Here is a 25,640-nt window from a genome sequence, read left to right as displayed (position 1 = left end):
TTGGTCGGGGACGGCGAGAGGGGGCGACACAGAAGGGAGGAGGGCCGCTGTGTGCCGGCGGTCGGAGACAGGAGGAGAAGCAGCCCCCCGGCCGCGGCCGGGGCCCTGTGCCGTGACGGGAGCTAGTTGTCCAGGCCGATCGCGAACGCGGCCTCCAGGTCGTGCTGGGAGTAGGTGCGGAACGCCACGTGCGTGTCCGTGCCCTGGACGCCGGGGATCTTGCTGATGCGGCCGGGGATGACCTCGGCGAGGTCCTCGTGGCGGGCGACGCGGACCATGGCGATCAGGTCGTAGGTGCCGGTGACCGAGAAGACCTCGCTCACGCTGTCCAGCGCGGCGATCCGCTCCGCGATCTCGGGGATCCGGTCCACGCTGGTCTTGATCAGAACGATCGCGGTGATCACGGTTGTCTCTCTCCCTCGGTGACCGGAGCCGGTGCGTCCTTCACTCTAGTGGTACGCCCGTAGCGCACCCACGCGTAGCCGAAGCCGAGGCCGAAGCCCACCAGGTGGGCGAGGTAGGCCACCCCCGGCCCGTCGGAGGCGCGGCCGGCCGCCAGCCACTGCAGGGCCGCCCAGCAGGGCAGCACGACCCAGGCCGGGAAGCGCAGCGGCAGGAAGAACAGGAAAGGCAGCAGACTGGTCACCCGCGCGCGGGGGAACAGGTACAGAAAGGCCCCGAGGACCGCCGAGACCGCCCCGGAGGCGCCGACCAGCGACTGTCCGGAGGCGGCGTTGGCCACCGCGTAGCCGAGCAGGGCGCCGCAGCCGCAGCCGACGTAGAAGAGGGCGAACTGCACCCGTCCCATCCGTTCCTCGGTCATCGCTCCGAAGACGAAGAGGAAGAGCATGTTGCCGAGCAGGTGCACCCAGCTGCCGTGCACGAACAGCGCGGTGGCCGGGGTCAGCGCGGCCCCGGCCGGCCCGTCGAACAGCTCGGCCGGGACCACGCCCCAGCGCCGGAAGTACGCCCGCTGTGCGGCGAGCAGGGCGTCCCCGGTGCCGTATCCCGGCACCAGCCCGGAGGCCGGGCCGAGGGCGAAGAGCACGCAGCACAGGGCGATGAGGCCGTACGTCACCGGCGCCGGGGTGTCCCGGACCGCCCTGAGGGTCCTGCCGGCCGCCGTGCTCCTGGAGCTGATCATGACTACAGAGCATGACGTAACGGGACGCAACGCGACAGACCGCCTCGCCGCCGTGAACGGACGGGCGGCGGGCAGCCCCCAGGCCGTAGGGTTACGACCCACACGCGTCGGCAGCGGCGCGGACCGACACGAGAAGGAGCGGACCAGCGCGATGACGGTTCCCCTGCCGACCGCCACCACCCGGTGGCGCTGCACCCTCTGCGGCAACCTCACCCGTTTCGACGTCACCCGCTCGTCGAAGGTCGTCGAGTACGTGCACCTGGACCTGGCCGGCGAGCCGACGGTGGAGGAGCGCGAGGTGGTCAGTGAGACCATCGAATCGGTGCGCTGTCGCTGGTGCAGCGCGGTGGACCAGGTGGAACTCGTGGACAGGCCGGGCGCCGGCTCCTGAGCGGAGCGGCCCCCGGAGAGGCTTTTTCCGGTGATGGGGTGTGTGACGGATGGTGGAGACCGCAGGCGGGGGGCCGGGCGACGGCACCGCTGAGGTGCTTGACCGTCCGCTGCCCGACGGCGTGCGCCGGCGCGTCGTGCAGATCGTCTCGGACGGCTTCGGCGGACTGACGCCGGCGGAACTGCCCGCCCAGCTGAGGCAGTACGCCCGGTTCGCCCCGAATCGCCGCGCCAAGTTCGCCGGGAACGCGATGGCGGCGGCGCTGGAGACCGACGCGCTGTTCCGGCAGCGGATCGGCGAGCGGTTCCGCGAGGCCCAGCCGGAACTGGCCGGGGCCCTCGACGCCGGGTCCGCGCCCCCGGCCGCCGACCCGCTCGACGTGGCGGCCGCCGCCTATGTGCTGCGCCCGGCGGGCTGGGTGAAGCTGGTCACGGCGGCCGGCGAGGAGGCGCAGCGCGCGGACGCCGAGCGGGCCGACGAGGAGAGCCGGGCCGAGCTGGAGCGGCTGCGTGCGGAGCTGGCGCAGGCCCGCGACCACACCCGCGCCGAGACCGAACGGCTGCGCGCGGAGCTGGAGACGGCGCGGAAGGAAGCGGAGTCGCTGCACCGCAAGCTGCGGGCCGCGCTCAGCGACGTCAAGCGGGGCGAGGCCGCGCTGCGCAAGGCGCGGGGCGAGGCCGACGCCGTACGCGCCGAGGCGCAGGCGCAGGTGTCGGCCGCGGAGAGCGAGTCCCGGCGGCTCAAGGCCCGCCTGGGCGAGGCCGAGGCCGCGCTGGAGGCCACCCGCCGGGCGGCCCGGGAGGGCCGCAGCGTGGAGGACATGCGGGTGCGGCTGCTGCTCGACACCCTGCTGGACGCCACCCAGGGGCTCAGGCGTGAACTCGCCCTGCCGCCGGTGTCGGTGCGCCCGGCCGAGACGGTCGACGCGGTGGAGCCGGGCCGGATGACCCCGAAGGACATCGCGGCGCGCGCCCTGTCGGAGAACGACCCGGCCATTCTCGACCAGCTGCTGGCACTGCCGCAGGTGCACCTGGTCGTCGACGGCTACAACGTGACCAAGACCGGCTATCCGCAGATGCCGCTGGAGAAGCAGCGGCTCAGGCTGCTGGGCCAGCTCTCGGCGCTCGCCGCGCAGACCGGGGCCGAGGTCACCTGCGTCTTCGACGGCGCCGAACTGGCCGCGCCGGTGCTGCTCGCGCCGCCGCGCGGGGTGCGGGTGCTGTTCTCCAAGCCGGGTGTCACCGCCGACGAGCTGATCCGGCAGCTGGTGCGCGCGGAGCCGCCGGGGCGCCCGGTCATCGTCGCCTCCACCGACCGCGAGGTCGCGGACGGAATCGCCAAGGCGGGTGCCCGGCCGGTGGCTTCCGCGGTGCTTCTGAAGCGATTGTCCTGAACGCCCGACGGGCATCGCAGATGCCCGAATTGAGGTCGTCGCCGGGCGACGTAGGGTCAAAGCCATCTCACTGCCGGTGAGTTGTGTGCAAAGAATGCATGGCATCACGGGTTTTTTTGCCGTGAGGATTTGAACTGATCACAACTGTGTCACTAGGGTCTGGCTCGAACCTCCGAACGGGTGATCACTCTCAAGAAGGAGTTCTCCCTCCGTGGCGTCCCACCGTCGACCCAAGCAGCCGAGTCGCACCCGCGTGACCGTGCTGACCACCGCAGCCGCCGCTGCCGTCGCGCTCAGCGCGAACGCCGCCAACGCCGCTCCCAGCGAGAAGCTGAGCAAGGACGAGGTGAAGGCGAAGGTCGACAAGCTCTACGAGCAGGCCGAGCAGGCGACCGAGAAGTACAACGGCGCCAAGGAGAAGCAGCAGAAGCTGCAGAAGGAGATCTCCACCATCCAGGACAGCGTCGCCCGCGGCCAGGAGGAGCTCAACAAGCTCCGCGACGGCCTGGGTTCGCTGGCCACCGCCCAGTACCGCTCCGGCGGCATCGACGCCTCGGTCCAGCTCTTCCTGTCCTCCGACCCGGACGACTACCTCGACAAGGCGTCCACGCTCGACCAGTTGAGCAGCCAGCAGGTCGACGCGCTGAAGAAGATCCAGGACAAGCAGCGCGAACTCGCCCAGGAGCGGGCCGAGGCCGCCGAGAAGCTCAAGGACCTCTCCGCCACCCGCACCGAGCTGGGCAACAAGAAGAAGGAAGTCCAGGGCAAGCTCGGCGAGGCCCAGCGGCTGCTGAACACCCTGACCGCCAAGGAGAAGCAGCAGCTCGCCGAGGAGGAGCACAAGCGCGCCCAGGAAGGGCAGGAGCGCGCCAACCGCTCCACCGGCGGCGAGCGTCCCGACATCGGCGACGCCCCGCCCGCCTCCAACCGGGCCCAGGCGGCCTTCTCCGCCGCCCAGACCAGGATCGGCTCGCCGTACGTCTACGGCGCCACCGGCCCCTCCTCCTTCGACTGCTCGGGTCTGACCTCCTGGGCCTACGCCCAGGCCAACGTCTCCATCCCGCGCACCTCCGAGGCCCAGTCCCAGATCGGCACGAGGATCACCTCGGTCAGCGATCTGAAGGTCGGCGACCTGGTCTTCTTCTTCAACGACCTGCACCACGTCGGCCTGTACGCGGGCAACGGCCAGGTCCTGCACGCCCCGCGCACCGGCACGGTCGTCCGGTACGAGTCCATGAGCACCATCGGCGGCCCGTTCATGTGGGGCGTCCGCGTCTGACACCGGGCGGCACACGGACACGGCGGCGCCCGAACGGGCGAATCACCGCCACCGGAACTGACCCCGCGCCCCGCCGCTGACCTGCGTCAGCGGCGGGGCGTCAGCATGTCTTGACGCGGAGGTCTTTGGCCCGGGCCCCGGTGCGCGGCTACTGTCTGCCGCGTTTCCCCGCCGCCGGGGCCCTACCGTCCCCGGCGCCGGGGAGACGGTCCGACGTCCGCCACCCGAAGGACTGCCGTGGGGTCCCATCGCCGCCTTGCCCCGTCCGGATTCGACCGGGGTGCCGCCGCCCTGTGCGTGCTGTCGGCCGCGCTCGGCGCCGTGCCGGCACACGCCGCGCACGAGGCCGGCGGCCGCGCCGAGGTGGACCGGCTGTACGCGGAGGCCGAGCGGGCGACCCAGGCCTACGACAAGGCCGAGGAGCGCGCCGGTGAACTGCGCCGGCGGCTGCGCGCCACCCGGGACCACCTGGCCCGGCAGCAGCAGCGCGTCAACGACCTGCGCGAACAGCTCGGCTCGCTGGCCGGCGCCCAGTACCGGTCCGGCGGCATCGACCCGGCCGTCGCCCTGCTGTTCTCCGCCGAACCCGAGGACTACCTGGACAAGGCCGCCACGCTCGACCGCATCGGTGACCGGCAGGCCGGACGGCTCAGGCAGTTGCGGGCCGTGCTGCGCGAACTCGCCCAGGAACGCGCGGAGGCCGCCCGGACCCTCGCCGAACTGGAGCGCGGCCGCCGGGCCGTGGCCGCCCACAAGCGGACCGTGGAACGCAAGCTCGCCCGGGCCCGGGAGCTGATCGGGGCCATGCCCGCCGGGGAGCGCGCCGCCTACGACCGGGCCTCCCGCGGCACCCGCGCGCGGCTGCCCGCCCCGGCCGCCGCCCCCGACGGCCGGGCCGCCGCCGCGCTGGCCGCCGCCCGCGCCGCCCTCGGCCGCCCCTACGTGTGGGGTGCCAACGGCCCCTCGGGGTTCGACTGTTCGGGCCTGACGCAGTGGGCGTACGCGCACGCCGGCATCCACCTGCCGCGCACCTCCCAGGAGCAGCGGTTCGCCGGCCGGCGCGTCCCGCTCTCCCAGGCCCGCCCCGGCGACCTGGTCGTCTACCGCTCCGACGCCAGCCATGTGGCGCTGTACGCGGGCCACGGCCAGGTCATCCACGCGCCCTATCCCGGCGCCCCGGTGCGCTACGACCCGGTCGGCATGATGCCGGTCTCCTCGGTCACCCGGCCCTGACCGCCCCGCGCGCCGTACGATCGGGAAGTGGCTGGTCGCGGGCGGACGTGGAGTATCGGAGCCGTAGGGCTCGCCCTGCTGTTGCCGCTCACCGGGTGCGGCGGGCGGCAGACGGGCGATCCGGTGCGCACCGAGGTGCAGCGGATGCTCGACCGGCGCTCGGCCGCCCTGCTCGGACACGACGAGCGGGCGTACGGCGCGACCGGCACGCGCGCCGTGTACACCCGGCTGCGCGCCCTGCCGCTGGCCTCCTTCGGATACCGGGTCACCGCCGTGCGCCGCACCGGCTCCGGCGCCACCGCCGACGCCGAACTGAGCTACCGCGTCGCCGGGTACGACAAGGCCCCGGTCGACGCCCGCCGCACCCTCGCCCTTAGCCGCACCGCCGACGGCCACTGGTACGTCACCGCCGAACGGCCCGCCCGCGAGGCCGGGCAGCAACTGTGGGACCAGGGCACGGTGAGAGCCGTGGAGGGCGCGCACAGCCTGGTGCTGGGCACCGGCGACCCGGCCGCCCTGTCCGGCTTCGCCCGGCTCGCCGACCGGGCGGTCCCGGCCGTCTCCGGGGCGTGGGGCACGGGCTGGAGCCGCCGGGTCGTCGTCCTCGTCCCGAAGTCGCTGGCGGGCATGGCGGCCCTCCTCGGCGCGCCGGCCGCCGACTACCGGGGCATCGCGGCGGTCACCACGGGCGAGGCGGGCGGCTCGGGCCGGGCGCCCGCGGACCGGGTGGTGGTCAACCCGGAGGCGTACGCGATGCTCGGCGACGCCGGCAGGCAGATCGTCCTCACCCACGAGACGGCCCATGTGGCCACCCGGGCGGACACCACGGCCGCCACCCCGCTGTGGCTGTCGGAGGGCTACGCCGACTGGGTCGGCTACCTCGGCACCGGCCGCACCCCGGCCGAGGCCGCGCCCGAACTCGCCCGGGCCGTCCGGGAGGGCAAGGCGCCCGAGGCGCTGCCCGTCGACAAGGACTTCGGCTTCACCAGCGACCCGGTGAAGCTGGCGCGGGCCTACGAGAGCGGCTGGCTGGCCTGCCGGATGATCGCCGAGAAGTGGGGCGCGGCCCGGCTCGGCGCCTTCTACCGGGCCGTGGGCGCCCACGGCGAACGGGCGGGCGCGGTCGAGGGGGCCCTGCGCACGGTGCTCGGCACGACGGCACGGCAGTTCACCGCCCGCTGGCACGCCTACGTCACGACGCTGCTGCGCTGAGCACGCCGGTCACCTCCCGCAGCCAGGCCGACCCGGTCTCCCCGGCGGCCCGCGGCACGCCCTCCCGGAACAGGTCCCCGGCGTTCTCCGCGCCGGGGCGCCGCCCTCTCCGCGGTGCTGCGCCGGGGCGCTGCCCCGGCGGTGGGCCCGCGCGTCCTGCGCCGGCGCCCCCGGGAGCACCCCGGTCGCCTGCGCCGCACCCTCGCCACCGGCCTAGCCATGGCCGCCGACTCCACCGTGCGGCAGGGCGGGGCCCTGGTCCTGGTGGCGATCGTGGCCCGGCTCGGGGTGACGGCGGCGGCCGCCCGCTCGGTCCGCTGCCGGGCCGCGCCCCGCGTCAGGAGGAGACGGGGGCCCGCGTGGTCCGGCCGGGCCGGGACGGGAACGGGGCGGCCCGCCGGGGCGGGACGGTCGCGCGCCACAGCCGGCGGGCGGCCGCGATCGTGGCCGCGACCAGCAGGCCGTTGCGCAGCACCAGCAGCGTGACGCCGTAGCCGTCGCTCAGCACCACGTGCGAGAAGCCGAGCGGGAACTCCAGGACCGTCAGGAACGACGCCAGGACGACCATCAGCGCGGGCGGTCCCATCCGGGTCGCCCGGTGCGTCAGGCAGACGGCGGCCAGGCCGACCAGCCACACCAGGTACTGCGGGCTGATCACCCGGCTGGTCACCGTGAACAGCAGCACCGCCGTCAGCGCCGCGTCCGCGAGGACGGGCCCCGCCAGGCGCCTCGCGCGCAGCCGCCACAGCAGCAGCCAGCCGAACGCCGCCGCGGTCAGCGCCAGCGCGGCCGTGCTCACCACGTCCACCCACGGGCCCAGGAACTCGATCGAGCCGTAGTTCAGCAGCACCTCGCCCCGCCAGCCGAAGTGCCGGGCCACGTGGAAGACCAGGGCGCCCAGCGACTCCACCTCGGTGCCCCGCTCCCGCTGGAAGGTCAGGAACGCGAAGGCGCCCGGCATGGACACCGTGAACAGCAGCGCGACGCCCGCCCCGGTGACCGCCGCCGCCCCCCACGCCCGCCGCCGGACGGCACCGACCAGCAGCAGCGCCGGCCACACCTTCACCAGCGCCCCGAGCGCCGCCAGCGCGCCCAGCACCCGCGGGTGGCGGGCCCCCGCCAGCAGCGCCGCCACGGCCACCGCGGTCACCATCAGGTCGTAGCGCGCGTACACCGTCGGCCCGAGCAGCGGCACGCCCGCCACCCACACCCAGGCCCCGCGCGGGGACCGGCCGGACCGCCCGCCCGCGTACACCAGCAGCGCCAGCACCACGGCGTCGCACAGGCACGCCAGCACGAAGAAGGCGTGCGCGTACGACAGGAAGGGCAGGACGGCGGGGGAGAGGATCGCGAGGGCGGCGGCGGGCGGGTACTGCCAGGTCACGTCGTCCAGCGGAAACGTTCCCTGGCGCAGCACCTCGTACCAGCCGCGGTAGATCACCGACACGTCCGAGGTGACGTCCGGGCCCGGGAAGACGTACACCCGGAACACGAACAGCAGCAGCGCCGCGCGGGTGGCGCCCCAGACCGCGAGCGGCCACCACGGGGACCGTCCGGCACCCTTCGTCTCCACGTGATCCCCTGCCGTTCGAATCCGCTTCGAGCGACCATGATGTCCCGCGCGGCCGCGCGCGTGCCACAGACCCGGCCGCGCCCGGCCGGCAACGGCCCGTTCGGTAGGGTCGGCGGCGATGCGAAAGACCCTGATCGTCACCAACGACTTCCCGCCCCGGCCGGGCGGTATCCAGGCCTTCCTGCACAACATGGCCCTGCGCCTGGACCCGGACCGGCTGGTCGTCTACGCCTCCACCTGGAAGCGCGGCCGGGAGGGCGCCGAGGCCACCGCCGCGTTCGACGCCGAGCAGCCCTTCACCGTCGTCCGCGACCGCACCACCATGCTGCTGCCCACCCCGGGGGCCACCCGGCGGGCGGCCGGGCTGCTCCGCGAGCACGGCTGCACCGCGGTCTGGTTCGGCGCGGCGGCCCCGCTCGGGCTCATGGCCCCCGCGCTGCGCGGGGCCGGCGCCGAGCGGCTGGTCGCCACCACCCACGGGCACGAGGCCGGCTGGGCCCAGCTGCCCGCCGCCCGGCGGCTGCTGCGCCGGATCGGACAGTCCACGGACACGCTCACCTACCTCGGCGAGTACACCCGCTCCCGGATCGCCGCCGCCCTCACCCCGGACGCCGCCGCGCGGATGGCGCAGCTGCCGCCGGGGGTCGACGAGAAGACCTTCCACCCCGGCTCCGGCGGCGACGCGGTCCGCGCGCGGCTCGGCCTCGCCGACCGGCCCGTCGTGGTCTGCGTCTCCCGGCTGGTGCCGCGCAAGGGGCAGGACACCCTGATCCGGGCCATGCCGCGGATCCTCGCCGCCGAACCCGACACCGCCTTGCTGATCGTCGGCGGCGGCCCCTACGAACGGGACCTGCGCCGCCTCGCCCGGGAGACCGGCGTGGCCGGCTCGGTGCGCTTCACCGGCGCCGTGCCCTGGTCGGAACTGCCCGCGCACTACGGCGCCGGGGACGTGTTCGCTATGCCCTGCCGCACCCGGCGCGGCGGCCTGGACGTGGAGGGCCTCGGCATCGTCTACCTGGAGGCCTCCGCGACCGGACTGCCGGTCGTCGCGGGCGACTCGGGCGGCGCCCCCGACGCGGTCCTGGACGGCGAGACGGGCTGGGTGGTCAGGGGCGGCGCCCCCGAGGAGACCGCCGAGCGCATCGTGACCCTCCTCCAGGACCCCGGGCTGCGGCGGCGGATGGGCGAGCGGGGCCGCCGGTGGGTGGAGGAGAAGTGGCGCTGGGACCTGCTGGCGGAGAACCTGAGGACACTGCTGGGGTGAAGCGCTCCGCGCGCCTCACTTGGCGTAGATCGCCTCGATCTCGGCCGCGTAGTCCTTCGCCACCACGTTCCGCTTCAGCTTCAGCGACGGCGTCAGGTGCCCCGACTCCTCCGAGAACTGGGCCGACAGCACGCGGAACTTGCGCACCGACTCGGCCTTGGACACCGCCGCGTTGCCGTCGTCCACGGCCGCCTGGACGGCCGCGAGCAGATCCGGGTCGTCCTTCAGCGACGCCGCCGTGGAACCGGCCGGCTTGCCGTGCTCGGCGGCCCAACGGCCCAGGAACTCCTCGTCGATGGTGACCAGCGCGCCCACGAACGGCCGCCCGTCGCCCACCACCATGCACTCCGCGACCAGCGCGTGCGCCCGGATCCGGTCCTCGATCACGGCCGGGGCCACGTTCTTGCCGCCCGCCGTGACGATGATCTCCTTCTTCCGGCCGGTGATCCGCAGATAGCCGTCCTCGTCCAGGGTGCCGATGTCACCGGTGTGGAACCAGCCGTCGGCCAGCGCCTCCGCCGTGGCGCCCGGGTTGTTCCAGTACTCCTTGAACAGGTGCTCGCCGTGCAGCAGCACCTCGCCGTCGTCCGCGATCCGCACCACCGAGCCGGGCAGCGGCTGCCCGACCGTGCCGATCTTCTGCCGGTCCCACGGGTTGAACGCGGTCGCCGCGCAGGACTCGGTCAGGCCGTAGCCCTCCAGCACCGTGAAGCCGATGCCCCGGAAGAAATGGCCGAGCCGCTCGCCGAGCGGGGCCCCGCCGGAGATGGCGTACTCGCCCCGGCCGCCGAGGACCGCGCGCAGCTTGCCGTAGACCAGCTTGTCGAAGAGCTTGTGCTTGAGTTTCAGGCCGAACGACGGTCCGGACGGGCTGTCCAGCGCCTTGCTGTAGGCGATCGCGGTGTCCGCGGCCCGGTCGAAGATCTTCCCCTTGCCGTCCGCCTGCGCCTTGGCGCGCGCCGCGTTGTACACCTTCTCGAAGACCCGCGGCACGCCGAGGATCAGCGTCGGCCGGAACGCGGCGAGTTCGTCGGTGAGGTTCTTGATGTCCGGGACACAGCCCAGCTTGATCGGCGCCATCATCGGCGCCACCTGCACCAGCCGCCCGAAGACGTGGGCGAGGGGCAGGAAGAGCAGGACGGAGCACTCGCCGGTGCGGAACAGCGGACGCAGCCGCTCCACCACGTTCCCGCACTCGGCGAAGAAGCTGCGGTGGGTGAGCACACAGCCCTTGGGGCGCCCGGTGGTGCCGCTCGTGTACACGATGGTCGCCGGGTCGTCGGCCCGGGCGAGCGAGCCGCGCTCCTCCACCGTCTCGTCCGACACGCCCTGCCCGAGCCGGCCCAGCTCCGCCACGCCCCCGGCCTCAATCTGCCAGACGTGCTTCAGCGCGGGCAGCGACTCGCGCACCGACTCCACGGCCGCCGCGTGATTGTCCAGCTCCACGACACACGCCGTCGCGCCCGAGTCGGACAGGATCCAGCGCACCTGCTCCGGGGAACTCGTCTCGTACACCGGCACGGTGACGGCACCCGCGCTCCAGATCGCGAAGTCCAGCAGCGTCCACTCGTAGCGCGTCCGGGACATCAGGCCCACCCGGTCGCCCGGCTGCACCCCGGCGGCGATCAGCCCCTTGGCGGCGGTGCGCACCTCGTCCTGGAACTCCCGTGCCGTCACGTCCTGCCAGACACCCCCCGACTTGCGGGCGATGACGGCGGCGTCGGGGTGCTGCGCGGCGTTTCTGCGAACGATATCGGTCAGATTTCCGTCCGCAGGGACCTCGTACAAAGCCGGAAGGCTGAACTCGCGCAAGACTGCTGCTCCTCATAGGGCGCCGGCGCCACGACGTTGTGCGATGCGACGGTGCGGTCCAAGGCTCGGGCAGGTGCTCGGGTACTTCGGTGGCTGAAATACTGAGCACGACTGGACTGCCCGGACGTTACCCGCCGGTATGGCGTCTACGACAGGGGGTCCCGGCGAGATGTTCGCTGCGTCACACACGCGGGCGTTCCTTCGCGCACAGTAGTCCACGGCCCTTCCGACCGGCGAGTAACCGCAGGCCGGACCGGCACTGTTCACCTCCACCCCACACGCCTACCCTTGATCACCATGGCTTCCCCACGTACCGGCGACCGGCGGACCCGGGTCCATGTGGTCAGCGATGTGCACGGCAACGCCCGCGACCTGGCGAGGGCCGGTGACGGTGCCGACGCCCTCGTCTGCCTGGGCGACCTCGTCCTCTTCCTCGACTACGCCGACCACTCGCGCGGCATCTTCCCCGACCTGTTCGGCAAGGAGAACGCCGACCGCATCGTCGAGCTGCGCACCGCCCGCCGGTTCGCCGAGGCCCGCGAGTTCGGCGCCCGGCTGTGGGCCGGCATCGGCACCGACCGGGCCGCCGCCATCGAGAAGGCGGTGCGCCGGCAGTACGACGAGCTGTTCGCCGCGTTCCCCACCCCGACGTACGCCACCTACGGCAATGTCGACATGCCGCGGCTCTGGCAGGAGTACGCCCGGCCCGGCACCACGGTCCTCGACGGCCAGCGGGTGGAGATCGGCGGGTGGACCTTCGGCTTCGTCGGCGGCGGTCTGCGCACCCCGATGCGCACCCCGTACGAGATCGACGACGAGGAGTACGCGGCGAAGATCGAGGCCGTCGGCGAGGTCGACGTGCTGTGCACCCACATCCCGCCGGAGGTGCCCGAACTGGTCTACGACACCGTGGCCCGCCGCTTCGAGAGGGGCAGCCGGGCCCTCCTCGACGCCATCCGCCGCACCCGGCCCCGGTACGCGCTTTTCGGCCATGTGCACCAGCCGCTCGCGCGCCGGATGCGGATCGGCGCCACCGAGTGCGTGAACGTGGGGCACTTCGCCGGCTCCGGCACCCCCTGGGTGCTGGAGTGGTGAGGCACGTCAGGTGGGGTGAAGGCGGCAGGTCGGCGGCGCGGTAGCCTTCACGCTGCACACACGTGCGCGGCCCGGCGCACACACGACCTCTCCCACACGGCGCGCATCCGGAGGAGCCACGGCGATGGCGGAACACACCAGTTCGAGCATCACGATCGAGGCGGCTCCCGCCGACGTCATGGCGGTGATCGCCGACTTCGCGCGCTACCCGGACTGGACCGGCGAGGTGAAGGAGGCCGAGGTCCTCTCCGCCGACGAGCACGGCCGCGCCGAGCGGGTCCGCCTCGTCATGGACGCCGGCGCCATCAAGGACGACCAGACCCTCGCCTACACCTGGCACGGCGGCCACGAGGTCTCCTGGAGCCTGGTGAGGTCCCAGATGCTGCGCTCCCTGGAGGGCTCCTACCTGCTGAAGCCGGCCGGCGCGAACGCCACCGAGGTCACCTACCGGCTCACCGTCGACGTCAAGATCCCCATGCTGGGCATGATCAAGCGCAAGGCGGAGAAGGTCGTCATCGACCGGGCGCTGGCGGGCCTGAAGGAACGGGTCGAGTCCCTGGGGAAGTAGCCTCCCCGAGCCCCTGATAAGCGGCCTCCCCGGCCCGCCCCCGCGCACGGCGGTACGGTTCGGCATCATGCGCACCCTCCTGATCATGGGCCCGGGCGGCAGCGGCCGGACGACCGTCGCCGCGGCCACCGCGCTCGCCTCCGCCCGGGCCGGCCACCGCACCCTCCTGCTGAGCGCCGACCGCACCGACACCCCGGGCGCGGTCCTCGGCACCCCGTCGGGACCGGTCCCCGCCGAGGCCGCGCCGCGCCTGACCGTCTGGCGCCCGGACGCCACCGAGGGCTTCCGGCGGGACCTCACCGCCTTCCAGACCCGCGCCGAGAGTGTCCTCGACCTGCTCGGTGCCGCCCGCCTGGACGCCGAGGAGGTCACCGCGCTGCCCGGCGCCGAGGAACTGTCCTTCCTGCGCGCCCTGCGGGACGCGGCCCTCTCCGAGCGCCACGACCTGCTCGTCGCCGACCTCCCGCCGCTCCCGCGCGCCCTCGCCCTGCTCGGCCTGCCCGAGGAACTGCGCCGCTACCTGCGCCGGCTGCTGCCGCCCGAACGGCAGGCCGCCCGCGCCCTGCGCCCGGTCCTCGGCCGGCTGGCCGGCGTCCCCATGCCCGCCGAGTGGCTGTACGAGACGGCGGCCCGCTGGGACCTCGAACTCGCCGCCGTCGAGGCCGTCCTCACCGACCGGGACACCGCCGTACGCCTGGTCGCCGAGCCCGGCCCGGCCGGCGCCGACGCCCTGCGCGCCGCCTCCCTCGGCCTCGCCCTGCGCGGCCTGGGCACCGAGGCCCTGATCGCCAACCGCGTCCTGCCCGGGGCCGCCGCGGGCGACTGGCTCGCCGGGCTGATCGCCCAGCAGCACAAGACGCTCGCCGAGTGGCGGGAGCCCTACGACGTCCGCCCCGTCCCGCACCTCGGCCGCGACCCGCAGGGCGGCGACGACCTCGCCGCGCTCGCCGTGCCCGCCGCCGATCCGGCGCCCGCCCCGGTCGAGTGGCCCGTCACCGACCGGATCGCCGAGGACGGCGTGCTGGTCTGGCACCTGCCGCTGCCCGGCGCGATACGGGACGAACTCGACCTCGTCCGGCGCGGCGACGAACTCGTGATCACCGCGGGTCCCTTCCGGCGGATCGTTCCGCTGCCCTCCGCGCTGCGCCGCTGCACGGTCGCCGGCGCCGGACTGCGCGACGGCGAGCTGCGCATCCGGTTCGCCCCCGACCCCGGCCTGTGGCCCGCCGGCGGACGGTGAACCGGGCACCCCCGTTCGGGTAACGTCGTAAAGGCGAACCGTAGTCAGGAGTCCGCCATGAGCGAAGAGCGCCCCGCACCCCAGCCGCCGCCGGAGCGGGCGACCGACGCCGACGCCTGGGCCACGGCCTGTGCCGAGGACCTCGCCGCCGAGCAGGCCCGCCGCCGCACCGAGCACGGCCCGCCGCCGGGCTCGGCCGCCGAGGAGCTGAAGAAGCTGGTCGACGCGGTCGCCGACAAGCTCTCCGGCCTGCAGGCACCGCTGCTCGGCTCCCTCGCCGGACCGGCCGCCCAGCAGGCCGTGCGCCAGGTCGTCCAGCAGGCCAAGGCCGCCGTGGAACCCGTCATAGAGCGCAACCCCGATGTCTTCGACCACCTCGCCGCGGCCGGCGGGGAACTCCTCGCCGCCTACCGCTCCGCGGTCCAGCACCAGGAGCGGCGCTGGACCGCGCGCACGTCCGACCCGGCGGCCGACCGGCCGGACGGGGACGACGGGGGCGCGGGCGCCGGTCCGGGCGAGCGCATCGACCTGGACTGACGCCCTGCCGCGGCGGGGCCTCGGGTACGGTTGGCCGTAGCGGGGCTCGACCGAAACTGAGGGATTCATGGGACTCACCATCGGCGTCGACATCGGCGGCACGAAGATCGCGGCCGGCGTGGTCGACGAGGAAGGCAACATCCTCTCGACCTTCAAGGTGCCGACCCCCACCACACCCGGGGCCATCGTGGACGCCATCGCCTCGGCGGTGGAGGGCGCGCGGGCCGGGCACGAGATCGTCGGCGTGGGCATCGGCGCGGCCGGTTACGTCAACCGCCAGCGCTCCACGGTCTACTTCGCGCCCAACATCGACTGGCGCAACGAACCGCTCAAGGAGAAGGTCGAGGCCCGCACGGACCTCCCGGTCGTGGTCGAGAACGACGCCAACGCCGCGGCCTGGGGCGAGTACAGGTTCGGCGCGGGCAAGGGCCACCGCAACGTCATCTGCATCACGCTCGGCACCGGCCTCGGCGGCGGCATCATCATCGGCAACAAGCTGCGCCGCGGCCACTTCGGCGTGGCCGCGGAGTTCGGCCACATCCGGATGGTCCCGGACGGCCTGCTGTGCGGCTGCGGCTCGCAGGGCTGCTGGGAGCAGTACGCCTCCGGCCGCGCCCTGGTCCGCTACGCCAAGCAGCGCGCCAACGCCACCCCCGAGCGCGCCGAGGTCCTCCTCGCGCTCGGCGACGGCACCCCCGACGGCATCGAGGGCAAGCACATCTCCATGGCCGCCCGCCAGGGCTGCCCGGTCGCCGTCGACTCCTACCGAGAGCTGGCCCGCTGGGCCGGCGCCGGCCTCGCCGACCTGGCCTCCCTCTTCGACCCGTCCGCGTTCATCGTCGGCGGCGGCCTCTCCGACGAGGGCGACCTGGTGCTCGACCCGATCCGCAAGTCGTACAAGCGCTGGCTGGTGGGCGGCAACTGGCGCCCGGTGGCCGACGTGATCGCCGCCCAGCTCGGCAACAAGGCGGGCCTGGTGGGCGCGGCGGACCTGGCCCGGGAGCCCGACCCGGTCATGTGACGGCCTTCGCCGCCGAGGGGCGCGGGAACGGTGCGACCGGCGGGAGACCGGCGGTCGCCCGGTTTCCCGCGCCCCTCGGCCGTGGGCGTACATTGATCCACATGGTGTTGCTCCCCGACTCCGCGACAGAGCCCGACGGTTCGGCCACCCTCCGCGTCCTGAGCTACAACGTCCGCTCGCTGCGCGACGACACCGCCGCCCTGGCCCGGGTGATCACGGCCTGCGCCCCCGACCTGGTCCTCCTCCAGGAGGCCCCCCGCTTCTTCCGCTGGCGCAAGAAGCTCGCGCGGCTCGCGGCGGCCTCCGGCCTGGTCGTCCTCACCGGGGGCGGCACGGCGGCGGGCCCGGCGATCCTGTGCGGGCTGCGCGCCACCGTCGAGCGCACCGAGGACGTGCTGCTGCCCCTCACCCCGGGCCTGCACCGGCGCGGCTTCGCCACGGCGGTGGTCCGCTTCGGCGGCGCCCGCCTCGGGGTGCTCAGCTGCCACCTCAGCCTCCAGCAGGACGAGCGCTACGAGCAGGGCGGGATGCTCCTCGACCGGCTCGCCGCCCTGGGCGTGGAGCACGCCGTCGCGGGCGGCGACCTGAACGAACGCCCGGACGGCCGCACCTTCCGCCGCCTGGCCGCCGGCCTCCAGGACTGCCGTACGGCCGCGCCCTGGGGCGGCGAGTTCACCTCCACCCCCGCCGACCCGCACCAGCGCATCGACGCGATCTTCGCGACCAAGGGCGTCGAGGTACTGGGCTGCGGGGTGCCGCTGGACCAGCCGGGCGTGCGCGAGGCGGACCTGCGGGCGGCCTCGGACCACCTTCCGGTGCTGGCCGCCCTCCGCGTCCCGGCGGCGTAGCGCCCGGCGAGGGCGCGGGGCCTCAGACGACCGCCCCGCGCCCGGGGTCGTCGTCCTCCTCGTCGTCCGTCCGCATCCGCGCCACCAGCGTCACGAAGCCGCCGAGGAAGCCGCCGATGCCGAGGGTCGTCAGCCACCAGGTCATCTGCCAGCCGAGGAGCACCGCCAGCAGCAGCAGGACGGGCCCGCCGAGCACCCCCAGCCAGGCGAACCGGGCGGTGGTGTCCGCGGTCGGCAGCGGCGGCGGCTCCGGGGGGACGAAGTGGCCCTCGTCGTCCTCGTCGAAGTCGTCGTCGGACGGCTCGGCCACCGCGTAGTCGCGCGGGCCGATCCGCGGGCCGACGCCGGGCGCGAAGGACACCGAAGCGCCCAGCGGACGCGGGGGCGGCTCCTCGCCCCCGGTGTCCTTGCCGGTGTCCGGGGCGGCGTTCTTCTCCAGCAATGCCAGGTCCTCCACCGGCTTGAACGGCCGGGCGCCGGGCGGGTCCGGCGGCTCGGCGCCGTATCCGGCGACGATGGCCCGCCAGGCGGCGTCCTCGTCGAACGGCACGTCCTGCCGGCCCGGCTCGCGGGCCTCCTGACCGTCGCGGGCCTCCCGGCCCTCCCGGCCCTCGCGGTCCTCACGGCCTTCACGGTCGGAGTCGTGCTCAGCCAACTGCGGCCGTCCCTTCCTTGCCGACACTGGGTGCGAGCCGGCCGATGAAGGCGAGGCTCTCCTCGAAGATCCGGTCCGCGTCCACGTCCAACGTCGCCACGTGGTAGCTGTGTTCCAGCACGATCTCCGTGACGTCCCGGGACGACACCCGGCCGAGCACCCGCGCGGAGTCGGCCGCCGGTACGACGTGGTCCTCGGCACTGCGCAACAGCAGCAGCGGCTGGGTGACCCGGGGCAGCTCGCCGTCCACCCGGCGCAGCAGCCGCCGCAGCGAGTGCGCCGCGTGCAGCGGCACCCGGTCGTAGCCCAGCTCCGCCGCGCCCGGCCGGGCGATGTCGCTGGCGATGCCCCTCGTCGAGCGCACCAGGTGCCGGGCCACCGGCAGGGCGTGGGCCGACAGGCCGTGCACCTTGTTCGCCGGGTTGACCACCACCACGCCCGCGACCCGCCCGCCGTGCCGGGCCGCGAGCCGCAGGGCGAGCGCCCCGCCCATCGACAGGCCCGCCACGAACACCCGCGGGCAGCGCGCGGTGAGCGCGCGCAGTTCCCGGTCCACCTCGGCGTACCAGTCCTGCCAGGTGGTGAGCTGCATGTCGGTCCAGCGGGTGCCGTGGCCGGGCAGCAGCGGCAGGGACACGGACAGGCCACGGGCCGCGTGGTGCTCCGCCCAGGGGCGCAGCGACTGGGGCGAGCCGGTGAAGCCATGGCAGAACAGAACGCCCACCTCACCGCCCTCGTGGCGGTACGGCTCGGCTCCGGGGAGAACTGGCATGTGCTTCACCGTACGCGACCGCACGGACACCGACCAGGGTCGTCGGGCTCATTGACGGTACTCCGGGATAAGGTCTTGCCGACGGAAACAGGAGGCACACGGGTGTTGTACGGCACGATGAAGGTCGCCATCGGCGGGCCGCTCAAGGTCGCCTTCCGGCCCTGGGTGGAGGGCCTGGAGAACATCCCGGCCACCGGCCCCGCCATCCTGGCCAGCAACCACCTGTCCTTCTCGGACTCGTTCTTCCTGCCGGCGGTGCTGGACCGGAAGGTCACGTTCATCGCCAAGGCCGAGTACTTCACCACCCCGGGCGTCAAGGGCCGGCTCACCGCGGCCTTCTTCAAGGGCGTCGGCCAGCTCCCGGTGGACCGCTCCGGGGCGCGCGGCGCCGGTGAGGCGGCCGTCCGCAGCGGCATCGAGGTGCTGGAGCGCGGGGAGCTGTTCGGCATCTATCCGGAGGGCACCCGCTCGCCCGACGGGCGGCTGTACCGGGGCAAGCCCGGCGGCCTCGCCCGGGTGGCGCTGGCCACCGGCGCGCCCGTCATCCCGGTCGCCATGATCGACACGGAGAAGATCCAGCCGCCCGGCCAGGTCGTGCCGAAGCTGATGCGGCCCGGCATCCGGATCGGCCGGCCGCTGGACTTCAGCCGCTACCAGGGCATGGAGCACGACCGGTTCGTGCTGCGCGCCCTGACCGACGAGGTCATGTACGAGATCATGAAGCTGTCCGGCCAGGAGTACGTCGACATGTACGCCACCGCCGCCAAACGGCAGATAACCGAGGCGGCCAAGGCCGAGAAGGCCGAGAAGGCCGAGAAGGCGGGGAAGAGGCAGACCGGGCGGTAGCCGGAGGGAATTCGGGGGAAGTTCGGGGGGACCGGGGGCATGCCCAAGCGCGAACGCGTCATGCGGATGTCGGTCGAGCTGCCGCTGTGGCGGGCACTCGCCGGCTACCGCGTCCTGACGATGCTGTACGCCATCGGCCTGTGCGCCACCGCGTACGACCAGTTCACCCGGCCCTGGATCGCGGTGGCCTACTACGCCGTCCTGGTCGTGTGGACCCTCGCGACCCTGCCCCGGGTGTCCGGCGCGGCGCGCTGCACCGGGCGCTTCCTGGCCGCCGACCTGGCCGTCGCCCTCGTCGGCATCCTGCTCACCCCGTTCGCCGACAGCCACCAGCGGATCGCGGGCGGCGGCCCCACCCTGCCGTCGATCTGGACCGCCGGCGCGGTGCTGGCCTTCGCCGTCAAGGGCGGCTGGCGCTGGGCCGCCGTCGCCTCCACGGCCGTGGCCGCCGTGAACCTGGTCGAGCGCGGCCGCCCCGCCCGGGACACCGTGCACAACGTGATCCTGGTCTGGGTGGCCTCCATCGCCATCGGCTACGTCGTGGAGGTGGCCCGCGCCTCCGAGCGCACCCTCGCCCGCGCGCTGGAGATCGAGGCCGCCACCCGGGAGCGGGAGCGACTGGCCCGGGACATCCACGACGGCGTGCTCCAGGTGCTGGCCATGGTGAAGCGCCGGGGCGCGGCGCTGGGCGGCGAGGCGGCCGAGCTGGGCCGGCTGGCCGGGGAGCAGGAGGTGGCCCTGCGCACCCTGGTGTCGGGCGGTCTGGTCCCGGTCTCCCGGGTCTCGGAGGACCTGGCGCAGGGCGCCGTCGTGCGCGCGGTGGAGGAACCGGACGACGACGGGCCGCTCGATCTGCGCGCCCTGCTCGCGCCGTACGCGGGCGCCCGGGTCAGCCTGGCCGAGCCCGGCGCCCCGGTGCCGCTGCCGCCCGGCGCGGCCCGCGAGGTGGCCGCCGCGGTCGGGGCCGCCCTGGACAACGTGCGGGCGCACGCCGGGGAGGGGGCTCGGGCCTGGATCCTGGTGGAGGACGAGCCGGACGAGATCGTCGTCACCGTCCGGGACGACGGCCCCGGCATCCCCGAGGGCCGGCTCGCGCAGGCCGAGGGCGAGGGCCGGCTCGGGGTGGCCCTGTCGATCCGGGGCCGGCTGCGCGACCTCGGCGGCAGCGCGCAGATCTGCTCCGTGCCCGGTCAGGGCACGGAGGTCGAACTGAAGGTACCCAAGGGCGCCGTGCGGGCGCGGGGGAAGAAGGCGGAACGGTGATGACACAGGGGCAGGACCCGATCAAGGTCATGGTGGTCGACGACCACCCCATGTGGCGGGACGCGGTCGCCCGGGACCTGGCCGAGTCCGGTTTCGAGGTGGTCGCGACCGCCGGCGACGGCGAGCAGGCGGTCCGCCGCGCCAAGGCCGCCGCCCCGGACGTGCTCGTGCTGGACCTCAACCTGCCGGCGAAGCCCGGCGTCCAGGTGTGCAAGGAACTGGTCGGCCACAACCCGGCGTTGCGGGTCCTGGTGCTGTCGGCGAGCGGCGAGCACGCGGACGTGCTGGAGGCCGTGAAGTCCGGCGCGACCGGCTATCTGCTGAAGTCCGCCTCCACCGGGGAACTGCTGGACGCGGTGCGCCGCACCGCCGTCGGCGACCCGGTGTTCACCCCGGGCCTGGCCGGGCTGGTCCTCGGCGAGTACCGGCGGCTGGCCGCCGAACCCGCGCCCGCCGCCGACGCCGGCCGGCCGGGCGCGCCCCGGCTGACCGACCGGGAGACGGAGGTGCTGCGGCTGGTGGCGAAGGGCCTGAGCTACAAGCAGATCGCCGAACGCCTCGTCATCTCCCACCGCACGGTGCAGAACCACGTCCAGAACACTCTCGGCAAGCTCCAGCTGCACAACCGCGTGGAGCTGGTCCGGTACGCCATAGAGCGCGGACTCGACGGGGAATAGGGCGCACGGGGCGCATCCGGCGTACGCCCCGGAATCACCCTTCTCGCCTATCCCGGTGTGACCTGAATCACCATTAGCGTGACCCAGCGTCAGGTAACCGCGGTGAAGGGACATTTCCATGCGGGTCGGAGTACTGACCGGAGGCGGCGACTGCCCCGGGCTCAACGCCGTCATCCGGGGCGTCGTCCGCAAGGGCGCGCAGGAGTACGGCTATGACTTCGTCGGCTTCCGGGACGGCTGGCGCGGTCCCCTGGAGAACGACACCGTCCGTCTCGACATCCCCGCCGTGCGCGGCATCCTGCCCCGCGGCGGGACCGTCCTCGGCTCCTCGCGGACCAATCCGCTCAAGGTCCGCGACGGCATCCGCCGGATCAAGGACAACCTGGCCAAGCAGGAGATCCAGGCGCTGATCGCGATCGGCGGCGAGGACACCCTCGGGGTCGCGGCACGGCTGTCCGACGAGTACGGCATGCCCTGCGTCGGCGTGCCGAAGACCATCGACAACGACCTGTCCGCCACCGACTACACCTTCGGCTTCGACACCGCCGTCAACATCGCCACCGAGGCCATCGACCGGCTGCACACCACCGCCGAGTCCCACATGCGGGTGCTGGTGGTGGAGGTGATGGGCCGGCACGCCGGCTGGATCGCCCTGCACTCGGGCCTGGCCGGCGGCGCCAACGTCATCCTCATCCCCGAGCAGCGCTTCGACGTCGACCAGGTCTGCGACTGGGTGACCTCCCGGTTCGAGGCGTCCTACGCGCCGATCGTGGTCGTCGCCGAGGGCGCCATGCCGAAGGACGGCGAGGTGGTGCTCAAGGACGACTCGCGGGACTCCTTCGGGCACGTCCGGCTGTCCGGGGTGGGCGAGTGGCTGGGCAAGGAGATCGAGAAGCGCACCGGCAAGGAGGCGCGCACCACGGTCCTCGGGCACGTCCAGCGCGGCGGCACGCCCAGCGCCTTCGACCGCTGGCTCGCCACCCGCTTCGGCCTGCACGCCATCGACTGCGTGCACGAGGGGGACTTCGGACGCATGGTCGCGCTGCGCGGCACCGACATCGTCCGCGTCCCCCTCACCGAGGCCACGGCCCGGCTGAAGACCGTCGACCCGAAGCTGTACCAGGAGGCCGGCGTCTTCTTCGGCTGACGGCTGACGGCCGGCGGCCGGCGGCTCGCGGCCGCCGGCCGGACCGCCCGGGCTACACGGTCGTGCGGCGCAGGCCGCCCATCAGCTCCCGCACGACCGCGGCCCCGTTCAGCGTCAGCACCGACTCCGGGTGGAACTGCACCCCGGCGAAGCCCGGCCCGCGCAGGGCGTGCACCTCGCCGTCGGCCGCCCGGCTCACCTCCACGCCGCGCGCGGCCAGCCCCAGGGCCGCGTCCTCGTCGCAGCGCGCGACGAAGCTGTTGTAGAAGCCGACGGTCTCGCTCCGCCCGAACAGGTCGATCACCGTCTGCGCCCCCTGGTAGGGCACCCTCTTGCGCACGATGTCGAGGCCCAGCCGGGCCGCGATCAGCTCGTGCCCGAGGCAGACGCCGAGCACTCCGTGCCGGTGGGTGCCGACGACCTCGGCGGCGAGGCCCCGCAGGAACCGCATCTTGGGGTCGGCGGCGTCGCGGGGGTCGCCGGGGCCGGGGCCGAGGACGACCGGCCCCGCGTGGCCGAGCACCGCCGCCCGCAGCCCGGGCTCGTCGTAGCGCCGGACGGTCACGTCCAGCCCGCCCGAGCGCAGGACGTGCGCCAGCATCGCGGTGAAGGTGTCCTCGCCGTCCACCACGAGGGCGTGGCCCGCGAGGTCGCCGGACCGCTCCTGCATCCGCAGCCAGAACGGCGCGAGCCCGGCCCGCCGCCCGTCCAGCGCGGCCCGCACCCGCGGGTCGCCGGCCAGCCGGGGCCGGTCCCGTTCCGCGCGCGGCCGGGCCGGCCGTACGCCGAGGGCCGCCAGCACGCCCGCCGCCTTCGCGTGGGTCTCGGCGACCTCGCCGGCCGGGTCGGAGCCGCGCACCAGCGTCGCCCCGACCGGCACCCGCAGCCGGCCGTCCCCGCCGATGTCGGCGGTGCGGATCAGGATGGGCGAGTCGAGGGTCTGCGCGCCCCCGGCGTCCCGCCCGAGCAGCGCCAGCGCACCGGCGTAGTACCCGCGCCCGCCGGACTCGTACCGCTCGATGACCCGGCAGGCGTTCTGCACCGGCGACCCGGTCACCGTCGCCGCGAACATGGTCTCCCGCAGCACCTCCCGCGCGTCCAGCGAGGACTTCCCGCGCAGCTCGTACTCGGTGTGCGCGAGGTGCGCCATCTCCTTCAGGCGCGGGCCGACGACGACCCCGCCCATGTCGCCGACGGTGCACATCATCTTCAGTTCCTCGTCGACGACCATCGACAGCTCCTCGGTCTCCTTGGCGTCGCCGAGGAACGCCAGCAGGTCCTCCGGGGTGGGCCCGCCGGCCGGATAGCGGTACGTCCCGCTGATCGGGTTCATGACGACCGTGCCGCCGCTCATCCGCACGTGCACCTCGGGGCTCGCGCCCACCAGCGTCCGGTCCCCGGTGTGCACGACGAACGTCCAGTACGCCCCGCGCTCGCCCGCCAGCAGCCGCCGGAACAGCGCGAGGGCGTCCGCGCGCCCGAAACCGGGGATCCTCCCCTCGAAGGTGCGCCGGATCACGAAGTTCGCGCCCTCGCCCCGGCCGATCTCGTCGCGCAGCACCCGGCCGACGATCTCGGCGTACTCCTCGTCGGCCACGTCGAAGCCGCCGCCCTCGACCCGCACCTCGTGCGCGGGCAGCCCGGCGAGGGCCTCGTCCAGCTCCAGCGTGTGCGTCTCCTCGGGGGTGAGCACCAGCAGCGGGGTGCCGTCGTCGCGGACGTCGAAGCCGCGCTCGGCCAGCTGCCGGAACGGCACCAGGGCGAGCCCCTCGCCCGGCAGGTCGGCCAGCCGGTCGCGCCGGGCCACCGGGCCGATCAGCACCTCCACCGGGTGCTCGGCGCGGCCCGGGGCGCGGCGGCGGAGCAGGGCGAAGGGGCGGTCGTCGTGCAGCAGCCGGTTCAGGTCCATGGGTTCCTCGTTCCGTCGGTGTCGGTGAGGAACGGCCCCGGATACGCCGAAGGCCGCCCCTCGGGCGGCCTTCGCGAAGTCGTTCGTACGCGCGCGAATCAGTGGGCCGCCAAAGAAGCGGTCCACCACCAGTTCTGGATCGACGGCGCGAACATGCCGGGAACCCTACCCCACCCACCGGCCGTCCACCGGGCAGTCGCCCCGTCTCACCCTTCGAGCCGGGGGGAAAATCCCTTGGCGCGACCCCGTAATGTTTACGAGGTGACCGTGAACGCTAAGACCAGCCCGAGCGCTGGCAACACCTGGCGAGACCTGCCCGCGGCGCAGCAGCCCGAGTACCCCGACCCCGAGGCTCTGCGCGCAGTGATCGCGGACCTCGAGTCGTATCCGCCGCTCGTCTTCGCGGGCGAGTGCGACCAGCTGCGCGCCCGGATGGCGGCCGTCGCCAGGGGAGAGGCGTTCCTCCTCCAGGGCGGCGACTGCGCCGAGGCGTTCGACGGGGTGTCCGCCGACCAGATCCGCAACAAGCTGAAGACGCTGCTCCAGATGGGCGCCGTCCTGACCTACGCGGCCTCCGTGCCCGTGGTGAAGGTGGGCCGCATCGCCGGGCAGTACTCCAAGCCGCGCTCCAAGCCGACCGAGACCCGTGACGGGGTGACGCTGCCGGTGTACCGGGGCGACTCCGTCAACGGCTTCGACTTCACCGAGGCCAGCCGCATCCCGGACCCGGAGCGGCTGAAGCGCATGTACCACGCGTCGGCGTCCACGCTGAACCTGGTGCGCGCCTTCACCACCGGCGGCTACGCCGACCTGCGCCAGGTGCACGCCTGGAACCAGGACTTCGTGCGCACCTCGCCGTCGGGCCAGCGCTACGAGCAGCTCGCGCGCGAGATCGACAACGCGCTGCACTTCATGCGGGCCTGCGGCGCGGACCCGGAGGAGTTCAAGACCGTCGAGTTCTACTCCTCGCACGAGGCGCTGCTGCTGGACTACGAGTCCGCCCTCACCCGCGTCGACTCCCGCACCGGGCAGCTGTACGACGTCTCGGCGCACATGGTGTGGATCGGCGAGCGCACCCGGCAGCTGGACCACGCGCACATCGAGTTCGCCTCGCGGATCCGCAACCCGATCGGCATCAAGCTCGGCCCGACCACCACGGCCGAGGAGGCGCTGCGCTACATCGAGCGCCTCGACCCCGAGCGGGAGCCGGGCCGGCTGACCTTCATCGTCCGGATGGGCGCCGACAAGATCCGCGACAAGCTCCCCGAGCTGGTCGAGAAGGTCACGGCGTCCGGCGCGACGGTGGCCTGGGTGACCGACCCGATGCACGGCAACACCTTCGAGGCGGCCTCCGGGCACAAGACCCGCCGCTTCGACGACGTGCTCGACGAGGTCAAGGGCTTCTTCGAGGTCCACAAGGCGCTCGGCACCCACCCGGGCGGCATCCACGTGGAGCTGACCGGCGACGACGTCACCGAGTGCGTGGGCGGCGGCGACGAGATCTTCGTGGACGACCTGCACCAGCGCTACGAGACGGCCTGCGACCCCCGGCTGAACCGCAGCCAGTCGCTGGACCTGGCGTTCCTCGTGGCCGAGATGTACCGGGACCAGTGACCGGCGGCCGATGAGCCACCCTGGGGGGGGGGGCACACCGGACCCGCGCCCCGGCCCCCTTTTCTGGTGTCCCGGCACGGGTGAGGTTGGGTTTTCCTCCCCCGAAAAGGGAGAGCACCCAACAACGAACCCCCCCGGGGGGTGGAC

The 25,640-nt window shown here is 73.9% G+C and carries 25 protein-coding genes; 17 read left to right on the top strand and 8 right to left on the bottom strand.

Going from position 1 to position 25,640, the window contains the following annotated elements; all coding sequences use genetic code 11:
• Positions 1–122: 122 nt before the first annotated feature.
• The gene (locus tag ACZ63H_RS35330) at positions 123–404 is read right to left on the bottom strand and encodes an Lrp/AsnC family transcriptional regulator (RefSeq protein WP_469872186.1); all 282 of its coding nucleotides are present in this window, start codon (positions 402–404) and stop codon (positions 123–125) included.
• On the bottom strand, positions 401–1,144 hold the full coding sequence (locus ACZ63H_RS35325) for a rhomboid family intramembrane serine protease (protein WP_469872184.1): 744 nt from the start codon (positions 1,142–1,144) through the stop codon (positions 401–403). Before ACZ63H_RS35325 ends, ACZ63H_RS35330 begins: the two co-directional genes overlap by 4 nt.
• A 151-nt stretch (positions 1,145–1,295) precedes the next feature.
• Here ACZ63H_RS35325 and ACZ63H_RS35320 point away from each other — a divergent pair, with 151 nt between their 5' ends.
• The 5 genes from ACZ63H_RS35320 to ACZ63H_RS35300 all read left to right on the top strand — a co-directional run bounded on the left by ACZ63H_RS35320 (position 1,296) and on the right by ACZ63H_RS35300 (position 6,652).
• On the top strand, positions 1,296–1,535 hold the full coding sequence (locus tag ACZ63H_RS35320; protein ID WP_469872183.1) for a hypothetical protein: 240 nt from the start codon (positions 1,296–1,298) through the stop codon (positions 1,533–1,535).
• A 49-nt stretch (positions 1,536–1,584) separates the two neighbouring features.
• On the top strand, positions 1,585–2,928 hold the full coding sequence (locus ACZ63H_RS35315; RefSeq protein ID WP_469872181.1) for an NYN domain-containing protein: 1,344 nt from the start codon (positions 1,585–1,587) through the stop codon (positions 2,926–2,928).
• A 211-nt stretch (positions 2,929–3,139) separates the two neighbouring features.
• Positions 3,140–4,207 carry a C40 family peptidase gene (locus ACZ63H_RS35310; RefSeq protein WP_467940206.1) on the top strand — a complete coding sequence of 356 codons (1,068 nt, stop codon included), beginning with the start codon at positions 3,140–3,142 and terminating at the stop codon, positions 4,205–4,207.
• 237 nt (positions 4,208–4,444) lie between these two features.
• Entirely contained in the window at positions 4,445–5,440 is a 996-nt protein-coding gene (locus tag ACZ63H_RS35305; protein WP_469872179.1) for a C40 family peptidase, read from the top strand.
• A 27-nt stretch (positions 5,441–5,467) separates the two neighbouring features.
• Positions 5,468–6,652 (top strand): hypothetical protein, encoded by a 1,185-nt coding sequence (locus tag ACZ63H_RS35300; protein WP_469872177.1) that lies wholly within the window; start codon positions 5,468–5,470, stop codon positions 6,650–6,652.
• 337 nt (positions 6,653–6,989) lie between these two features.
• Here ACZ63H_RS35300 and ACZ63H_RS35295 read toward each other — a convergent pair whose 3' ends face one another.
• Positions 6,990–8,225: a glycosyltransferase 87 family protein gene (locus tag ACZ63H_RS35295; RefSeq protein ID WP_469872175.1), complete on the bottom strand. Its 1,236-nt coding sequence runs from the start codon at positions 8,223–8,225 to the stop codon at positions 6,990–6,992.
• Positions 8,226–8,343: 118 nt separating this feature from the next.
• Between ACZ63H_RS35295 and ACZ63H_RS35290 the strand changes: the two genes are divergently transcribed.
• On the top strand, positions 8,344–9,489 hold the full coding sequence (locus tag ACZ63H_RS35290) for a glycosyltransferase family 4 protein (protein WP_469872173.1): 1,146 nt from the start codon (positions 8,344–8,346) through the stop codon (positions 9,487–9,489).
• A gap of 15 nt (positions 9,490–9,504) precedes the next feature.
• Here ACZ63H_RS35290 and ACZ63H_RS35285 read toward each other — a convergent pair whose 3' ends face one another.
• On the bottom strand, positions 9,505–11,301 hold the full coding sequence (locus ACZ63H_RS35285) for an AMP-dependent synthetase/ligase (RefSeq protein ID WP_469872171.1): 1,797 nt from the start codon (positions 11,299–11,301) through the stop codon (positions 9,505–9,507).
• Between the two features lie 297 nt (positions 11,302–11,598).
• Between ACZ63H_RS35285 and ACZ63H_RS35280 the strand changes: the two genes are divergently transcribed.
• From ACZ63H_RS35280 to ACZ63H_RS35255, 6 genes are all read left to right on the top strand, one after another.
• Positions 11,599–12,396: a metallophosphoesterase family protein gene (locus tag ACZ63H_RS35280; RefSeq protein ID WP_469872169.1), complete on the top strand. Its 798-nt coding sequence runs from the start codon at positions 11,599–11,601 to the stop codon at positions 12,394–12,396.
• A 124-nt stretch (positions 12,397–12,520) separates the two neighbouring features.
• On the top strand, positions 12,521–12,964 hold the full coding sequence (locus tag ACZ63H_RS35275; RefSeq protein WP_469872168.1) for an SRPBCC family protein: 444 nt from the start codon (positions 12,521–12,523) through the stop codon (positions 12,962–12,964).
• A gap of 67 nt (positions 12,965–13,031) precedes the next feature.
• Positions 13,032–14,204, top strand: coding sequence for an ArsA family ATPase (locus tag ACZ63H_RS35270; protein WP_469872167.1), 1,173 nt, complete (start codon positions 13,032–13,034; stop codon positions 14,202–14,204).
• Between the two features lie 57 nt (positions 14,205–14,261).
• Positions 14,262–14,741, top strand: coding sequence for a DUF5304 family protein (locus tag ACZ63H_RS35265; protein WP_469872165.1), 480 nt, complete (start codon positions 14,262–14,264; stop codon positions 14,739–14,741).
• Between the two features lie 67 nt (positions 14,742–14,808).
• A complete protein-coding gene (locus ACZ63H_RS35260; RefSeq protein ID WP_469872164.1) occupies positions 14,809–15,762 on the top strand; it encodes an ROK family glucokinase in 954 nt (317 codons plus the stop codon).
• A 101-nt stretch (positions 15,763–15,863) separates the two neighbouring features.
• Positions 15,864–16,610: an endonuclease/exonuclease/phosphatase family protein gene (locus ACZ63H_RS35255; protein ID WP_469872162.1), complete on the top strand. Its 747-nt coding sequence runs from the start codon at positions 15,864–15,866 to the stop codon at positions 16,608–16,610.
• Between the two features lie 22 nt (positions 16,611–16,632).
• On the opposite strand, the gene ACZ63H_RS35250 is transcribed toward ACZ63H_RS35255, so the two are convergent.
• The gene (locus tag ACZ63H_RS35250; protein ID WP_469872161.1) at positions 16,633–17,265 is read right to left on the bottom strand and encodes a hypothetical protein; all 633 of its coding nucleotides are present in this window, start codon (positions 17,263–17,265) and stop codon (positions 16,633–16,635) included.
• Positions 17,258–18,037 (bottom strand): alpha/beta hydrolase, encoded by a 780-nt coding sequence (locus ACZ63H_RS35245; RefSeq protein WP_469872160.1) that lies wholly within the window; start codon positions 18,035–18,037, stop codon positions 17,258–17,260. Before ACZ63H_RS35245 ends, ACZ63H_RS35250 begins: the two co-directional genes overlap by 8 nt.
• A gap of 102 nt (positions 18,038–18,139) precedes the next feature.
• Here ACZ63H_RS35245 and ACZ63H_RS35240 point away from each other — a divergent pair, with 102 nt between their 5' ends.
• From ACZ63H_RS35240 to ACZ63H_RS35225, 4 genes are all read left to right on the top strand, one after another.
• A complete protein-coding gene (locus ACZ63H_RS35240) occupies positions 18,140–18,883 on the top strand; it encodes a lysophospholipid acyltransferase family protein (protein ID WP_469872159.1) in 744 nt (247 codons plus the stop codon).
• A gap of 39 nt (positions 18,884–18,922) precedes the next feature.
• A complete protein-coding gene (macS, locus tag ACZ63H_RS35235) occupies positions 18,923–20,146 on the top strand; it encodes a MacS family sensor histidine kinase (RefSeq protein WP_469872157.1) in 1,224 nt (407 codons plus the stop codon).
• Positions 20,146–20,823: a response regulator gene (locus ACZ63H_RS35230; protein ID WP_469872156.1), complete on the top strand. Its 678-nt coding sequence runs from the start codon at positions 20,146–20,148 to the stop codon at positions 20,821–20,823. Before macS ends, ACZ63H_RS35230 begins: the two co-directional genes overlap by 1 nt.
• A 118-nt stretch (positions 20,824–20,941) precedes the next feature.
• Positions 20,942–21,970, top strand: a complete 1,029-nt coding sequence (locus tag ACZ63H_RS35225; RefSeq protein ID WP_469872155.1) for a 6-phosphofructokinase — start codon at positions 20,942–20,944, stop codon at positions 21,968–21,970.
• A gap of 52 nt (positions 21,971–22,022) precedes the next feature.
• On the opposite strand, the gene ACZ63H_RS35220 is transcribed toward ACZ63H_RS35225, so the two are convergent.
• Both ACZ63H_RS35220 and ACZ63H_RS35215 read right to left on the bottom strand, forming a co-directional pair.
• The gene (locus ACZ63H_RS35220) at positions 22,023–23,879 is read right to left on the bottom strand and encodes an anthranilate synthase family protein (protein WP_469872154.1); all 1,857 of its coding nucleotides are present in this window, start codon (positions 23,877–23,879) and stop codon (positions 22,023–22,025) included.
• A gap of 98 nt (positions 23,880–23,977) precedes the next feature.
• Positions 23,978–24,034: a trp operon leader peptide gene (locus ACZ63H_RS35215; protein ID WP_350967234.1), complete on the bottom strand. Its 57-nt coding sequence runs from the start codon at positions 24,032–24,034 to the stop codon at positions 23,978–23,980.
• 106 nt (positions 24,035–24,140) lie between these two features.
• On the opposite strand from ACZ63H_RS35215, the gene ACZ63H_RS35210 reads away from it, so the two are divergent.
• Positions 24,141–25,493, top strand: a complete 1,353-nt coding sequence (locus tag ACZ63H_RS35210) for a class II 3-deoxy-7-phosphoheptulonate synthase (protein ID WP_469872152.1) — start codon at positions 24,141–24,143, stop codon at positions 25,491–25,493.
• Positions 25,494–25,640: the final 147 nt, after the last annotated feature.

The sequence above is a fragment of the Streptomyces sp. NPDC104831 genome (assembly GCF_055583025.1).
This window is presented reverse-complemented; position numbering and strand designations above follow the sequence as displayed.